Raw genomic sequence first — 16,162 nt, forward strand, 5'->3', positions numbered from 1 at the left:
TCGGATCGGAAACGCCGGGCCTTCGATCAGTGATCGTGCTTGTGCCCGTCATGGTGGTGATGGCCGCAGCCGCATTCGTGACCATGCCCGTGATGGTGATCATGGTCATGGTCATGATCGTGCTTGTGCTCATGATGGACATGGTCGTGGTGGCCATGGTCATGATGGCCGTGATCGTGGCCGTGGTGGTGATGTCCGTGGCCATGATCGTGGTCGCAATGATGCGCGCTCTGCTCCGGCCGGAAGGCGCGCTTCACCGCCGTTGCGACGCAGCCCTGCCCGCGGGCGAGTTCCGCCAGGGCGGGCGTGTTCTCGATATAGAGAGCATCGCCGGTGGCCTCCACGAGCCCATGCTGGCTCCCAAGATGCCAGGCGAGGCGCATCAGACGCAGGGGATTTTCGGCCCGCACTTCCAGCAGGTCTTCGAGCGCGGCCTTCACCAGCACGAGGCGCCCGTCTTCGAGGCGCAGCGCATCGCCGTCGTTGATCGTGGTTTCCATGTCGAGGTCGAGATGGATCTCGGTGCCGCCCTCGGCGGTGAGATGCGCATGGCGGCGGCTGCGGCCTTCGTGATCGAGGGTGATCGTATCCACGACCCGGTCAGGCTTCACGGCAGGCTTGCGGACAATGGTGGCGACGCGGGGCATGGGATCTCTCAATCATCTCTGGTCGGAACGGGTACATAGGAGCGCCCGGAGCGCTTGCTAATAGGCGGTCTTGTTCGGATTTTCGACCCAGGCGTCGAAAACCGCCCTCGCCTCCAGGCTGGGGACGTGATCCATCGGAATGATGCGCTCCGAAACGGGCTTCGGAATTTCGTCGTAGATCAGGCTGTCGTCGAATCCGATCTCGGCGGCATCCTCCCGGGTATTGGCATAGACGATCCGGGAAATCCGCGCCCAATAGGCCGAGGCCAAACACATGGGGCACGGCTCGCAGCTCGTATAAAGGGTCGCGCCCTGGAGGGCGAAATCGCCCACGGCCTCGCAGGCCCGGCGGATCGCCACCACTTCGGCATGAGCCGTCGGATCGTTGGCCGAGGTCACCTGGTTCCAGCCTTCGCCGAGAACCTGACCGTCGCGCACGATCACGGCCCCGAACGGGCCGCCCGCCCCCTCGTTCATGTGATCGCGGGACAGGGCAACGGCGCGGGAGAGATAAAGCTGATCGTCGGATGTGATATCGGTCATGGGAAGGGTTTTAGCGGCTGAGAATGACGGAAGCGAGAGCTTTTGAATAATCCCCGGACCGGAGCGCGCACGTCCCGTAGCGTCTGCGGTCGAGCGCCATTGACCCCCGGTCGCCTTTCCGTGTTATCTCGTCACCGAAATCGGGCGCACCCGGTTTCGGGGCTTAAGAACCCCTTCCCAGAGCGGTCGGCATCGACCGCAACGATGCCTCCTTGCTCTATGGCCGGGAGGTGTTGGCGCATGTCCAAGGCGCAAGCCTAAAGGCCAGTGCGGCCGTCTCTGGGCGGTTTCTTAACTCCCGGCCACCAGCACCGCTGGTGGCCATGTCGTCAGGGGAGTTGAAGGATGGACCAGCCCTACAGCATCGTGGCCGACCTGTTGTCCAAGTTCCAGTCCGCGTCGGAGCCCATTCAGGCCTTGTGGCTCCTCGTCATGCCGCCGACGCTGCTGGGCATGACCTGGCTGGTGATGCGCGGGCTTCGCGACATTGTCCTGACGTTGCGTCATACAGAGCAACCGGCCCCTGGCGCCGTCATGGACGCGATGACGCGTGAGAGGCACCGCGCCGCCCTGCCGGCTCCCTCCCCCTTGAGCCTTCCCCGGGGACCCGCCCCTGCACAGGAAAGGCAGGAACCGGCACAGGGCCGGGCGTGACAAGCCCTACGATTGCGAGGCGGGAAATGTCTCGCGCCGCTGCAGCAGTTGCGCGACCACGGAAGCGGCGATCACCGCCGGCTCCTTCCCGGAAATGCCCGGCAGGCCGATGGGGCAGGCAAGCCCGCGCAGCCGCTCCTCCGCCAGTCCCAGCTCCCGGAAGCGCTTTTCGAAGCGGGCCCGTTTCGTGGCGCTGCCGATGAGGCCGACATAGGGAAAGCCGCGTTTCAGCGCAGCCGCCGTGATCGCCATGTCGAGGGGATGGTCGTGGGTCATGACGAGAATGAAGGCGTCGGGAGGAGCCTGCGCGATCTCCGCTTCCGGCTCCGTCATCTGGACGGGCTTCGTGTTGGATGGGATGTGCGGAGGAAAAACATCTGACCGCGTGTCGAGCCAGCGGACCTGGAACGGGAGCGGCGCAAGGGCGAGGACGAGGGCGCGGCCCACATGCCCGGCGCCGAAGAGGAGCACGGGATGGCGCGCCTCGCCATGAACCTCACGCCAACCCGTCCATGAATCGTCACCGACCGCGGAGGCGATCTCCCGCCGGACGAAGCCATCCTCGAAGCGGCATTCGACCGTGAACGGTCCTTGCTCCTCCGCCGAGACGAGGGGCAGCACGTCCGGAAGGTCGCGCCTGTCGAAGGTTTCGATCAGAATTCCGACACGGCCGCCGCAGCATTGGCCGAGATCGGGTCCGAGCGCCTGATCCACCATGCGCGCGCGCTGGCGCCCCTCGCGGAGCATGGTCTGCGCCAGATCGAGCATCTTCATCTCGAGCCGGCCGCCGCCGATCGTGCCATAAAACCCGCCGTCGGCGCGCACCACCATGCGCGCATCCGTGTCGCGCGGCGCGGAGCCCTTCACCTGATGAACGCTGACGAGAGCCGCCGCCCCGTAGGCATCGAGAAGATCGGCGAGGTGGCGCCAGGTCTTCACCCCATCTGCCTCCCGCGCAAGGCCTCGCAGGCGCGCAGGACAGCCTCCGGCGTCGCCGGCGCATCGAGCGGCACGGGCTGCGACGGATCGACGGAATGGACCGCATCGGCGAGCGCGGAGAATACGCTGTTCGCGAGCATGATCGGCGGCTCACCGACCGCCTTCGACCGGTAGATGGTCTCCTCCCGGTTGCTGTTGGGATAGAGCGCCACCCGGAAATCCGCCGGCACGTCGGATGCCACGGGGATCTTGTACGTGGACGGCGCATGCGTCAGCAGGCGGCCCTCGCTGTTGAACACCAGTTCCTCGGTGGTGAGCCATCCCATGCCCTGCACGAAACCGCCCTCGATCTGACCGATGTCGATGGCCGGATTCAACGAGCGTCCCACATCGTGCAGAATATCGGCGCGCACCAGCCGGTATTCACCCGTGAGCGTGTCGACGATCACCTCGGAACAGGCTGCCCCATAGGCGAAGTAGAAGAACGGACGGCCTGTCGCCGTCGCCCTGTCCCATGTGATCTTCGGGGTCTTGTAATGTCCCGCCTCCGAGAGCGACACGCGGGCCATCACGCATTTTTTCGCAAGTTCGGTGAAGGTCAGGCTTTCGTTGCCGACGAACACGCGGTCGTCCCGGAATTCGACATCGTCTTCCGACGCATCGTAGAGCGAGGCCGCAAGGGCCTGCATCCGGCGCTTGATGGCGCCGGCCGCGATGCGCGCCGCCATTCCGTTGAGATCGGATCCGGACGACGCGGCCGTCGGCGAGGTGTTCGGCACCTTGGCGGTGGACGTGGCGGTGATGCGCACCCGCTCGAGCGAAATGCCGAATTCCTCGGCCACCACCTGCGCGACCTTGATGTAGAGCCCCTGCCCCATTTCGGTCCCGCCATGATTCAGGTGGACCGAACCATCCTGGTAGACATGAACCAGCGCTCCCGCCTGATTGAGCTGCGTGAGCGTGAAGCTGATGCCGAATTTCACAGGCGTCAGCGCAAGTCCCCGTTTCATGATGGGCGAGCATGCGTTGAACGCCGCGATGTCCGCGCGCCGTGCGCGATAGGCGGATGTTTCCTCCAGGCGGCGCACGAGACCCACAAGGGTGTCGGTCTCCTCCACTTCCATTCCGTAAGGAGTCAGATTGCGGCCGGGCGCATAGAAGTTGGCATACCGGACATCGAGCGGATCCCGTCCGGTCGCCCAGGCGATCCGGTCCATCACATGCTCGATGGCCAGCATGCCCTGCGGCCCGCCAAATCCGCGAAACGCCGTGTTGGACACGGTATTGGTCTTGAGCCGCTTCGACGCGACGTGAACGTCCGGCATCCAATAGGCGTTGTCCGCATGGAACATCGCCCGGTCGACCACGCCGCCCGACAGGTCCGCCGAATAACCGCAGCGGGCCAGAAGATCGACCGCGTATCCGGCGATCCGGCCCTCATAGTCAAAACCCACCTGCCAATCGCAGCGGAAATCATGGCGCTTGCCCGTGAGAACGAAATCGTCGTCCCGGTCGAGCCGCAGCTTGCAGGCGCGGCCCGTGATCCTCGCCGCCAGCGCCGCCGTCACGGCCCATTGCGTCGCCTGGCTCTCCTTGCCGCCGAAACCGCCGCCCATGCGCCGCGTCTCGCACACCACGTAGGCATCCGGCACATCGAGCACCCGCGCCACCACATGCTGCACCTCGGTCGGATGCTGCGTCGAGGAATAGACATGAATGTCCCCGTCCTCCCCCGGAACCGCGAGCGCCACCTGCCCTTCGAGATAGAAATGCTCCTGACCGCCGATGCGGAACCGTCCTTCGAGGCGGCGCCGCGCCGCGGCGATGGCGGCGACAGGGTCGCCACGGCCGAACGCATAATCCGGCATCACCGTTTCGCCGCGCTCCAGCGCATCCTCGACGGTGATGCTCGGCACTTCCGGAGCGATCTCGACAACCGCATGACGCACCGCGCGCCGCGCCTCGTCCCGGGTCGTCGCCACGACGGCGAAAAGAGCCTGTCCCAGAAAGCTCACCTCGGTTTCCGCAAAGAGCGGATCGTCGCCGAAGGCCGGGGAGACATCGTTCTTGCCCGGGACATCCTTGGCGGTCAGCACGGTCACGACACCGGGCTGTCTCAGAACAGCGGCGAGATCCAGCGAAACGAGGCGTCCGCGTGCCTTGGGCGACTGCCCGATCGCGAGATGCAAGGTTCCCTCCGGCTCCCGGATATCGTCGATATACTGCGCGACGCCCTGAACGTGCTTGAGCCCTGAATCGTGCGGCACGGGTCGATGCACATGGCGGAGGATATCGGCCTCACCGGGCGCGTTGGTCGCGTCCGCTGCCGTTCCCTGCGCGATGTCGGCTCCGTCCGCCTTGAAAGCCTCGTTCATGGCCTACTCCGCCGCCTCGAGCGCTTCACGGTGACCGACGATCCGCGTCGCGCGGGTGTCGCCGGACGCGACCTCGCTCAGGGCCTTGAAGAGAAGATTGCGCGCCACGGTGACGCGATAGGCCGCGGAGGCGCGATGATCGTCGAGGGGCTGGAAATCCTGCGCGATCGCGGCCATCGCCGTCCCCCAACCCGCGGGATCGTCGAGCGACAAGCCCGTCACCGCGCGCTCCGTCTCGAGCGCGCGCTTGGGAATGCCCGCCATTCCGCCGAATGCGATGCGCGTTGCAGCAACCTGTCGGCCTTCGAGGGTGAACCGGAACGCCCCCATGACGGCGGAGATATCCTCGTCGAACCGTTTCGAGACCTTGAAGGCGCGGAAGGCTTGGTTCGGCTTGAGTTTCGGCACTGCGACACGGCGCACATACTCGCCGGGTGCCCGGTCCTGCTGGCGATAGGCGATGAAGAACCGCTCGAGCGGGACCGACCGGCTCGCCTCTTCCCGCCGCAGCTCGAGGGTGGCATCGAGGGCGATCAATGCCGGGGCAAGGTCTCCGATCGGGGAGCCGTTGGCGATGTTGCCGCCGACGGTTCCCGAGGCGCGGATCTGAACGGAGCCGAAGCGCCGCATCAACTCGCCGAGATCGGGATCGACCCTGGACAAGGGCGCATGCGCGGCCACATGCGTGGTCGTTGCGCCGATCGTCAGCGTCTCGTCGTTCTCCTCGATGGTGTCGAGACCTTCCACGCGTCCGAGCCAGATGATCTTGTCGAGCCTCGTCATCGCCTTGGTGATCCAGAGCCCGACATCGGTATTGCCCGCAACGAGGATCGCATCGGGATGCGCTGCGTAAAGAGCCGCGAGTGCGTCCTCGCTGGCAGGCGCCGCGAAGAAGCGGGATGCGTCTCCCATGAAGACATCGCGGCCGTCGTCGAGTCTGGTGATTTCCTCGGCCGTTTGCGCCGCGCGGGCGCTGAAGACGTCTTCCGCCGCACCGCCACACGCTTTCAGGGCCGCATCGACGATGGGGCGGTAACCGGTGCACCGGCACAGGTTTCCGGCCAGGGCATCATTGACGTTCTGGCGGCTCACCGGCCGCTCACCCTGATGATAGAGGGCAAAGAGGCTCATGACGATTCCGGGCGTGCAGAAGCCGCATTGCGAGCCGTGGCTCTCGGCCATGGCCGCCTGCACGGGATGCAGGTGACCGCCGGCAACCAGATCCTCGACCGTCACGAGTTCCGCGCCGTCCACCTGACCGAGCAGGAGGATACAGGCATTGACCGGCTCATAGTGCATCCGCCCTTCGCGGACCCGGCCCAGCGCGACCGTACAGGCGCCGCAATCGCCTTCGGCGCAGCCTTCCTTGGTTCCGTAATCGCGCTGCTGCAGTCTCAAGTAGTCCAGAAGCGTGGTTTGGGGATCAAAATCGGCAATCTCGACCGGCCGTCCATGCCGCCAAAAGCGGATCGCTTCTCGTCTCACATCCATCCTCCGCCGGAGAAACCCGGCTCCCCATCGTGGGCCGGGTCTTGAGGCGGAGCAAGTCCCTTTCGGGAAATATGTCGCCGCAGGGACGGCCCCTGGAAAGCTTCCCCTGCGGCGGATCTCGGCCCCTACCAGGTTCCGGTGTTCGGCATGGACGCCCAGGGCTCCTGAGGCGGCTTGGGCTCGCCGCGCTGGAGCAGCTCGATGGAAATGTTGTCCGGCGTCTTGATGAAGGCCATGTTTCCGTCGCGGGGGGGCCGATTGATGGTGACGCCCGCATCCATCAGCTTCCGGCAGGTCTCGTAGATATCGTCGACCCGGTAGGCCAGATGGCCGAAATTGCGCCCGCCCGAATATTCGTGCTCATCCCAGTTGTAGGTGAGCTCCAAAAGCGGCGCGCGCGACGTCTTCGACTTCTCCACATCGTCCGGAGCCGCAAGAAACACGAGCGTATAACGCCCCTTCTCGTTCTCCATCCGCCTCACCTCGACAAGGCCGAACTTGTTGCAGAAGAAGTCGAGGGATTGGTCGAGGTTCGAGACCCGAACCATCGTATGCAGATACTCCATCATCGTCTCCCTTTTGATCGGTGCAGTGATGACGCATCGTCAGCATAGGTCAAGGGGTGGGGAGCTGTCGGAATAGATGAAGAGCCTCCTTCTCTCCACAGCCCTGTACTAAAAACAAGTGGTCTCATTTAGGCAATTTTTCACAGCCCCTTCAAACAAATAGTTGTTATTGTTATATTGTTATTTAACAAAGATTTGGGGGCGCTGAGGATCTTCGGATCTAGTAGAAGAGGCGATCTCCATTGCATTAGCAGCATTAGGAGAATTCAAAGTGGCAACAAATCTTGCAATAGAAATGGAATGGCTTGAGCGGGTGGTCCTTGCCGGAACACCTCTGGCTCCTGCAACAACGGGAAGTGGCAATTCTCCAGGAGAGGTTAATCTATCGACGTACAACTCGATCACCCGAACCTTTGCTGAAAATTCCACCTCTTCAGAGCTGACCCGCGTTTATGTCGGGACCGATGGATATGTCGAAACGATTACGCCAGAAAACGGCGTGATCTTTTACATCGAGAGCGACGGTCAAATTTTCTACTACGACTCGCAGGGGGTCTATAGCCCAGCTACCGATGACATGATCAGCAACCCCAACTTCAGCGTTGACGAAGTAGACCCTAATTCGGATGAGATGCCGGACGGCGGCGACTCAGGCTCGCAGAAGGTTCACGAAGGAGTCGCCTATATCGACCTCGGCAACCAGCAGGGCCTGATCATCAAAACCACAGTCGGCACTTCCGGCGGCGATACGATTTCCGGCAAGTCATGGGTCTATGCCGAAGCCGGCAATGACGCAGTCACCGGAACCTCTGATGGCGACATGCTGGACGGCGGCATCGGCAACGACACGTTGCGGGGCAATGGCGGCAGCGACAAGCTGCAGGGCAATGCCGGCCAGGACTGGATCGCCGGCGAGAGCGGCGACGATCTGGTCGACGGCGGCGACGGCAACGACATCCTCGGCGGCCAGGACGGCTTCGACACCGTGTCGGGCGGGGCCGGTGACGATCAGGTCTGGGGCGGCGCGGGCTGGGATAAGCTCAGCGGCGATGCCGGCAACGACTGGCTCGCCGGCGAGGCGGGCAACGACACGGTCGAGGGCGGCGCGGGCGACGATGTGGTCGGCGGCCAGGACGGCTTTGACCGGATCAGCGGCGGGGCCGGCGACGACCAGGTCTGGGGCGGGGCCGACGACGACTGGCTGTGGGGCGATGCCGGCAACGACTGGATCGCCGGCGAGAGCGGCAACGATTATGTGTCGGGCAACGAGGGCGACGACGTGGTCGGCGGTCAGGACGGCAGCGACACGATCATCGGCGGGGCCGGCAACGACGAGCTGTGGGGTGGATCGGGCAACGACAAGTTCATCTTCGCCACGGCCCTGAACGGCAGCAGCAACGTGGATACGCTCAAAGACTTCTCGGCGGCGGAGGCCGACCGGATCTATCTCGAGCATGACATCTTCGCGGCGCTGCCGATGGGGTTTATCTCGAGCTACCTGTTCACGACGGGGGCGGCGGCGGCCACGGCGGACCAGCACCTGATTTATCATCAGAGCACCGGCGAGGTGTTCTACGATGCGGACGGCTCGGGATCGCAGGCGATGGTCAAGTTTGCGCAGGTTGCGGCGGGCACGTATCTGACGGCGTATCACTTCACCACCGTCTGAACCCAGACCGGTCGCTGACCGGCAGCCATTCGACATACGAAAAGCGCGGCTCACAAGGCCGCGCTTTTTTCGTTAAATCATTTTGGATTAATCTTGATCTAAAGCGACAGCGCGCATTCCAGACTAAACTTCTATTTTTAAGCTCATCCCTTTAACTGCCTGTGGCAGATAGACGATTGATTTAAGTTTCGGAGCTGGTGCCTCTTAGCTTCTCTCATCCCCTAAGTCTCATAAAGAGATAGCATTATCCACTATCCCCTCGCATATAGATTAAGAGCGTCCCCTAGAATGCTCCATGTTTGCATAGCTTCGAGGTGTGTCGCTCCACACTCCTCTCTTATGCGCAATCGCTACATTGTTTCATACTGATCATGAGATCAGGAAAGGGCAGTCCTTTACTGGAGAAAGGTAAGTGGGGCGCTAGAGGCTTCCTGTTCACGGAAGCCGAGGGGGCGATCCTTACTACCTGTGCAAAATTAGGAGAAGAACCATGACATTTACTCTCGCACAGGAAATGGAATGGCTTGAACGAACTGTTCTAGCCGGCACACCTTTGGCTAACACGACCAATACCAATACAAGCGACATAGGCAGTCGCAACTCTGGCGATACCGGCAACCGAGGCCAAGGTTATGATTGGGGGCACTTCTTCTATTACTCGACCACGCGGACCTATGACGAAAATGGAAACGTCATCAAGGAAACGACTATTCATGAGTCCTCGACCAATGATGGCACGGTTGAAACGATTACACCTGAGAACGGCGTAACCTTCTACGTCGAGAACGACGGCCAAATTTACTATTACGACTCGCAAGGTGTTTACAGTCCTGCGCGCGACGACATGATCTCGAATCCCTACTTCAGTGTCGACACTCCTAAGACTGGGGGGACATCGGGATCCGACAAGATCCATGAAGGTGCAGTCTTCATTAATCTTGGCAACCATCAGGGATTGATCATCAAAACCACGGTCGGCAGCTCCGGCGGCGACGCTATTTCCGGCAAGTCATGGGTCTATGCCGAAGGGGGCGATGATGCCGTCACCGGAACCACGAGCGCCGACTTTCTCGACGGCGGCATCGGTAACGACACGTTGCGGGGCAATGGCGGCAGCGACAAGCTGCAGGGCAATGCCGGCCAGGATTGGATCGCCGGCGAGAGCGGCGACGATCTGGTCGACGGCGGCGACGGCAACGACATCGTCGGCGGCCAGGACGGCCAGGACATGGTTTCGGGCGGGGCCGGCGACGATCAGGTCTGGGGCGGCGCGGGCTATGACGTGCTGACCGGCGATGCCGGCAACGACTGGATCGCCGGCGAGGCGGGCTACGACACGATTGATGGCGGCGCGGGCAACGACGTGGTCGGCGGCCAGGACGGCGCCGACCGGGTCAGCGGCGGGGCCGGCCAGGACCAGGTCTGGGGCGGGGCCGACGACGACTGGCTGTGGGGCGATGCCGGCAACGACTGGATCGCCGGCGAGAGCGGCAACGATTATGTGTCGGGCGATGCCGGCGACGACGTGGTCGGCGGCCAGGACGGCGCCGACACGATCGTCGGCGGGACCGGCAATGACGAGCTGTGGGGTGGGACGGGCGCTGACAAGTTCCTGTTCACTACGGCGTTGAACGGCAGCAGCAACGTGGACACGCTCAAGGACTTCTCGGCGGCGGAGGCCGATCGGATTTATCTCGAGCACGACATCTTCGCGGCGCTGCCGCTGGGGTTCCTCTCGAGCTACCTGTTCACGACGGGGGCGGCGGCGAGCACGGCGGACCAGCACCTGATTTATCATCAGAACACCGGGGAGGTGTTTTACGATGCGGACGGATCGGGCGCGCAGGCGATGGTCAAGTTTGCGCAGGTTGCGGCGGGCACGTATCTGACGGCGTATCACTTCACCACCGTCTGAACCCAGACCGGTCGCTGACCGGCCGCCACACCCCACAAGAAGCGTGGCTCACAAAGCCGCGCTTCTTCCGTTAGACAAAGTTCGTTTTCGCGCAGTGGCAAATAGTCAGAACTTGGCCTGCTCTGATCTCTAGCGTTCGGACCAACGGCTCACGTCGTCTCACGCGGCCGCATCGGCAAGGGCGATTTCCGCGCTTGTGCTCTCGGCGATGGGAAGGTGGACCAGGATGATGGTGCCGATGCCTTCCTGGCTGCGAATGCGCAAGGTTCCGCCGTGCAGCTCGGTCAAGGAACGAGCGATGGCGAGGCCCAGCCCGGAACCCTTGTAGCTCTTGGAGAATTCCGTTTCCACCTGCTCGAAGGGCTGCCCCAGCTTATGCAGTGCATGGGCCGGAATGCCGATGCCGTTATCCTCGACATAGATGTTGATGGCGTCGCCCGCTTGGCGCGTCCGGACGGTGATGCAACCGCCGTCGCTGGTGAACTTGGTCGCGTTCTGCAGCAGGTTCACGAGGATCTGGTGAAGCGCCCGCTCGTCCGCCTGAACGACGATATCTTCCGGATTGACGTCCACGGTGATCGACAGGTTCTTGGCCTTGATCTGCTCGTTGACGAGGCGAAGCGCGCGTTGGATCGAGGCATTGACCTCGATGGATTGCTTGGTGAGGCTCGTGCGGCCTGCCTCGATCCGGGACATGTCGAGAATGTCGTTGATCACCGACAGGAGATATTCGCCGCTCGAACGGATGTCGGTGCAGTACTCCTCGTACTTGTCGGATCCGAGCGAACCGAAGATGCCGCTCTGCATCACTTCCGCAAAGCCGATGATGGCGTTGAGCGGCGTGCGCAGTTCGTGGCTCATGTTGGCGAGAAATTCGGACTTGGCCCGGTTGGCGCTCTCGGCCTGCGCCTTCTGATCGAGATAGCGTTCGGCGAGGTCCGCAAGCTGTTGCGTCTGCGCCTGGAGCTTCTGGCGGGATTGCTTCAGGTCGAGAACCGTCGCGATCAGCTCCTTCTCGGATTCGACGAGGCGCTGCTCATGCCGCTTCAGGGCCGTAATGTCCGTGCCGACCGAAACGTAACCGCCATCCTTGGTGCGCCGCTCGTTGATCTGGAGCCAGCGTCCGTCCTGCAGGCGAGCCTCGTAACTGCGTGCGCCCACATCCTGCTTCTGGGCCCGCATGAACTGATGCTGGATTTCCGGCGGCCGTCCCTGCGCCATCACCTCTCCATAGGACTTGCCCTGGATTTCGGCATCTGGAGAAAGCTCATGCAGCTTGAGGAACTTCGAATTGCAGAGCACGAGGCGGTTGTTCGCATCCCAAAGAACGAAGGCCTCGGAGATCGCCTCGATGGCGTCATGCAGGCGCGCATCGGCCTTGGCGGTCTTTTCCTCCAATCCACGCTGCTCCGTGACGTCCACCGCGATGCCCACGAGGTGGCTCGCCGCATCATCCGGATCGCTCATGAGCTCCGCCCGCGCGCGGAGCCAGACCCATTCGCCGCCAGCGCTGCGAATGCGGAATTCGTAATCGACGAGGGAAGTCTTGGCGGAGGCGAGCTGCTCGGCGAGCGTATAAAGATCCTGATCCTCGGGATGGATCATGGCGTTGACTTCGCCGAACGACAGAAACTCATCCTGCCGTTCATAGCCCAGCAGCTCATACATGGAGTCCGACCAGTAGAGCCGGCCACGGCCGATATCCCAGTCCCAAAGGCCGCAGCGCCCGCGATTGAGAGCGGAATCGATCCGGTCCCGCACCTTTTCGCAGACCTCGTCGGCGGCCCGGGCGCGATTGGCCTGCATGACATAGGCGATCCCGATCCCGAGAAGAACCACGATGGTTGCGCCAAGGAGCGAGACGTGCCCGATCGTGCGTGTCCACCAGCCCGACAAGACATGCGGCAGCGGCTGGACGACGGCGATCTGACCATTCGAGCCGGAGAGCGAGCGTACTGTGGCAATGCCTTGGTCACCTGAAGCCAGACGGATCGTCATGACTCCGGCGCGATCGGCAAAGGTGGTCAGCGGCTGGGCGTCGCCCAGGATGTCGTTGAGAGTCCTGGGGGCGCCCTTTGTCGCCGGATGCACGGCGATCACGACGCCGGATGCATCGGCGAGGAGCAGCATGCGGCTGCGCGAGAGCACGCTCGCCGGCATGCCCTTGATGAGGTTCTGAAGCTGGTTCGCGGCTTCGCCCGCATTCGCCGGCGCTTTGTGCGAGCCGAGTTTTGCAGCGGAGAGCGAGGCGATCACGTCGATATCGCCGATGGCGTCGAGCACCGTTTCTTCGCGGCCGTTGCGCACCTGGATCCAGGCGCTCGCTGCAAGCGTGACAAGAAACAGCACGAGCAGGGCGGGAACTGCCAAGCGCAGGAGCGGCTCGTATTGCTCGAGCCGACGATACGTTGGGTGCGCGTCCGTACGCGTCACCCCAAGAATTGTACCCGCGCGTGCGGGTACGCATGCGGTCGCCGCCCCCGCCATGCGATTTCCCTCCGGAATCCTTCATTGTCCCTGTTCGGAAGGACGTGCCGCATCTTCCCGAATCACCAACAATAGAATCATCGCCGCGTGATTTGTCTAGCTAGCTAGAGGGTGTGTAGCGCAAAATTTTTAATGTTTCGTTAGGGAACAGGACTCCCCGCCCTGTTTCCGAAAGTTAAAATTTATCAAAGTCTTATCGAGATACCGGTTCTTCGAGAGAACGTTGCACGATGTCGGCTACGTCACGGGAAAGACTCGCATTTTCGGCAATCCGAAGAAGTGCGCCTTTCGCCCGTTCCCGGCGTTCTTTTTCCATGATCCGCCAGGACCCGAAAGCGGTCAGGAGGCGCGCGGCGAGCTGTGGATTCAGTGGATCGGCACGCAGCACCATGTCGGCCAGGAACTCATAACCCTGTCCGTCCCGCCTGTTGAACTGAGTCGGATTGAGCATCGCAAAGCTTCCGATCAGGGATCGAACACGGTTAGGGTTGCTGATCGAGAAGGCCGGATGGTCCAAGAGACGGCGGACACGCGCCAGCGTCTCCTCTTCCTGGATTGTGGCCTGAAGGGTGAACCATTTGTCGAGAACGAGCGGCTCGTCCGCATAGCGGCTCTCGAAAGCCGCAATCGCCGCTTCCCGCGCATACCCCGGCAATGTCATCAGAACGCCCAGGGCGGCGAGGCGATCGGTCATGTTGCCGGCGGTCTTGAACTGCGTGTCGGCCAACTGCTCACCGGTCTGCGCGTCGGCCGCAGCCAACAGGTCGAGGCAGACGTTACGCAGGGCTCTGCGTCCCGCGCTGGCGGCATCGGGGCTGTAGGGGCCCTCGTCCGCCAAAGACCCGTAGAGCTCTCGTAGGTGGCGGCTACAGGCCGCGCCGATGACATGGCGCAACTGCTGACGTGCTCCATGGATGGCGTCGGGATCGACTTCCGTTCCCATTTCCTGCGCGGCATCCGCCTCTCCCGGCAGGGTCAGCACCAGCGCCGCGAAGGCCGGATCCCTTTGGGCCTCGCGCTCCAGGAAGGCACACAAGGCGGCAGTCAGACCTTCGAATGCCCCGTTGGGAACTGGCATGCCTTTGGCGAGGCTTATCAGCAGGCGCATTGCCACGGTCTGAGCGGCCTGCCAGCGGTTGAAGGCGTCCGTATCGTGGCGGAGCAGAACGAGCAGATCTTCGTTCGAGAGATCGAGCGAGGTCTTCACCGGCGCCGAGAAATCACGAAAGACGGACGGAACCGGATGAGAGGTCACGTCGGAGAAGGTCAGGCTGTCCTCCGCTTTGTCGAGCAGAAACACACCCCGTGAGCTCGTGCGGTCACTTCTCGGCGTGAGGGTGCTTCCGTCCCGGGCGACGAGACCGATGGCAACCGGGATCGCCATGGGCTCCTTGGTCGCCTGCCCCGGAGTCGGCGCGGTAGCTTGCGTGAAATCAAGCCGGTATGTTTGAGCATGCGGGTCGTAGCTGCCGCGCACGGCCACGCGCGGCGTGCCGGCTTGCGCATACCAGCGTGCGAAATGGCCGAGGTCCCGTCCGGTCACGGTCGCGAACGCATCGAGAAAGTCCTCGACGGTGGCGGCGGTGCCGTCGCACCGTTCGAAATAGAGATCCATGCCGCGCCGGAAGGCCTCTTCTCCGATCACTGTCTTGAGCATGCGGACGATTTCGGCGCCCTTCTCGTAAACCGTCGCGGTGTAGAAATTATTGATCTCCCGGTACTGCTGTGGGCGAACCGGATGGGCAAGCGGGCTTGCATCCTCCGCGAACTGGCGGGCGCGCAGGGTCTTGACCTCGGCGATGCGATGGACAGGACGGGAGCGCTCATCCGATGAGAATTCCTGATCGCGGAAAACGGTCAGGCCTTCCTTAAGACAGAGCTGAAACCAGTCCCGGCATGTGACGCGGTTGCCGGTCCAGTTGTGGAAGTACTCGTGTGCGATGATCGCCTCGATATTGGCATAATCCGCATCCGTCGCGGTCTCGGGGCTTGCGAGCACGTACTTGTCGTTGAAGATGTTGAGACCCTTGTTCTCCATCGCGCCCATGTTGAAATCGGATACGGCCACGATGTTGAACACATCGAGATCGTATTCCCGGCCGAAGACGCGCTCGTCCCACCGCATGGAGCGTTCGAGCGCATCGAGGGCATAACTTGCGCGGTCCTCCTTACCGGGCTCCACATACACCTTGAGAGCGACATTGCGGCCACCCATGGTGGTGAACGATTGTCCAACGTGGCCGAGCCTGCCGCCGACAAGGGCGAACAGATAGGAGGGCTTTGGATGGGGATCATGCCACACCGCGAAGTGGCGGTTCGTCCCTTCCACGGCTCCGCTCTCGAGCGGATTGCCGTTGCCCAACAGAACCGGCGCCTCATCCCGGTCGGCCTCGATCCGGGTTGTATAAACCGAGAGCACGTCCGGACGATCGAGGAAGTAGGTAATCCGCCGAAAGCCATCCGCCTCGCACTGGGTGCAGTAGTTTCCGCCTGAGCGGTAAAGACCCATGAGTTTGGTGTTGGCGGTCGGGTCGAGCTCCGTCTCGATCACCAGGGTAAAGGGCTGACGCGGAGGCTGGCTGATGCTGAGGAGCTGAGGGCCGGCCGCATACTCGCTGCTGTCCAGAGCGCGTCCATCGAGACTGACGGCCCTCAGATTCAAATCGTCACCGTCCAGCACCAGCGGTGCGTCGCTGCGCCCCTCCGGATTAGGCCGGATGGTCAGTCTGGATGTGACGCGCGTCGCCCGTGGATCGAGCCGCACATCCAGCTCGACCCGGTCGATCAGAAAGTCGCTGGGCCGGTAGTCCTTCAGCTGGATGATATGGGCTTCGTCGGGGCGCATGCGGGCTCACCTTGTTGGAATGATGTTGCAG

Annotated in this window: 11 protein-coding genes; 3 read left to right on the forward strand and 8 right to left on the reverse strand. The window is 62.7% G+C overall.

Annotation, left to right across the window (positions count from 1 at the left end; translation table 11 throughout):
- Positions 1-26 precede the first annotated feature (26 nt).
- Positions 27-647, reverse strand: a complete 621-nt coding sequence (locus LJD17_RS05640) for an urease accessory protein UreE (RefSeq protein WP_227383174.1) — start codon at positions 645-647, stop codon at positions 27-29.
- A gap of 57 nt (positions 648-704) precedes the next feature.
- Positions 705-1,190, reverse strand: a complete 486-nt coding sequence (locus LJD17_RS05645) for a nucleoside deaminase (RefSeq protein WP_227383175.1) — start codon at positions 1,188-1,190, stop codon at positions 705-707.
- Positions 1,191-1,535: 345 nt separating this feature from the next.
- Here LJD17_RS05645 and LJD17_RS05650 point away from each other — a divergent pair, with 345 nt between their 5' ends.
- Positions 1,536-1,844, forward strand: coding sequence for a hypothetical protein (locus tag LJD17_RS05650; RefSeq protein ID WP_227383176.1), 309 nt, complete (start codon positions 1,536-1,538; stop codon positions 1,842-1,844).
- Positions 1,845-1,850: 6 nt separating this feature from the next.
- Here the strand turns inward: LJD17_RS05650 and xdhC are convergent, their stop codons facing one another.
- From xdhC to LJD17_RS05670, 4 genes are all read right to left on the reverse strand, one after another.
- Positions 1,851-2,783 (reverse strand): xanthine dehydrogenase accessory protein XdhC, encoded by a 933-nt coding sequence (xdhC, locus tag LJD17_RS05655; RefSeq protein ID WP_227383177.1) that lies wholly within the window; start codon positions 2,781-2,783, stop codon positions 1,851-1,853.
- Positions 2,780-5,158 carry a xanthine dehydrogenase molybdopterin binding subunit gene (gene xdhB / locus LJD17_RS05660; RefSeq protein WP_227383178.1) on the reverse strand — a complete coding sequence of 793 codons (2,379 nt, stop codon included), beginning with the start codon at positions 5,156-5,158 and terminating at the stop codon, positions 2,780-2,782. Before xdhB ends, xdhC begins: the two co-directional genes overlap by 4 nt.
- Positions 5,159-5,161: 3 nt before the next feature.
- Positions 5,162-6,643: a xanthine dehydrogenase small subunit gene (gene xdhA, locus LJD17_RS05665; protein WP_227383179.1), complete on the reverse strand. Its 1,482-nt coding sequence runs from the start codon at positions 6,641-6,643 to the stop codon at positions 5,162-5,164.
- Positions 6,644-6,774: 131 nt separating this feature from the next.
- Positions 6,775-7,215 (reverse strand): VOC family protein, encoded by a 441-nt coding sequence (locus tag LJD17_RS05670; RefSeq protein ID WP_227383658.1) that lies wholly within the window; start codon positions 7,213-7,215, stop codon positions 6,775-6,777.
- A 271-nt stretch (positions 7,216-7,486) separates the two neighbouring features.
- Between LJD17_RS05670 and LJD17_RS05675 the strand changes: the two genes are divergently transcribed.
- Both LJD17_RS05675 and LJD17_RS05680 read left to right on the forward strand, forming a co-directional pair.
- The gene (locus tag LJD17_RS05675) at positions 7,487-8,884 is read left to right on the forward strand and encodes a calcium-binding protein (protein WP_227383180.1); all 1,398 of its coding nucleotides are present in this window, start codon (positions 7,487-7,489) and stop codon (positions 8,882-8,884) included.
- Between the two features lie 490 nt (positions 8,885-9,374).
- Complete coding sequence (locus LJD17_RS05680; RefSeq protein WP_227383181.1) at positions 9,375-10,799, forward strand: calcium-binding protein; 1,425 nt, start codon at positions 9,375-9,377, stop codon at positions 10,797-10,799.
- A 159-nt stretch (positions 10,800-10,958) separates the two neighbouring features.
- On the opposite strand, the gene LJD17_RS05685 is transcribed toward LJD17_RS05680, so the two are convergent.
- Together LJD17_RS05685 and pepN are read right to left on the reverse strand one after the other, a co-directional pair.
- Positions 10,959-13,286: a sensor histidine kinase gene (locus tag LJD17_RS05685; protein WP_227383182.1), complete on the reverse strand. Its 2,328-nt coding sequence runs from the start codon at positions 13,284-13,286 to the stop codon at positions 10,959-10,961.
- Positions 13,287-13,479: 193 nt separating this feature from the next.
- Entirely contained in the window at positions 13,480-16,131 is a 2,652-nt protein-coding gene (gene pepN / locus LJD17_RS05690) for an aminopeptidase N (RefSeq protein ID WP_227383183.1), read from the reverse strand.
- Positions 16,132-16,162 lie beyond the last annotated feature (31 nt).

It is taken from the genome of Microvirga rosea (assembly GCF_020595095.1).
In the GTDB taxonomy this organism is placed as follows: domain Bacteria; phylum Pseudomonadota; class Alphaproteobacteria; order Rhizobiales; family Beijerinckiaceae; genus Microvirga; species Microvirga rosea.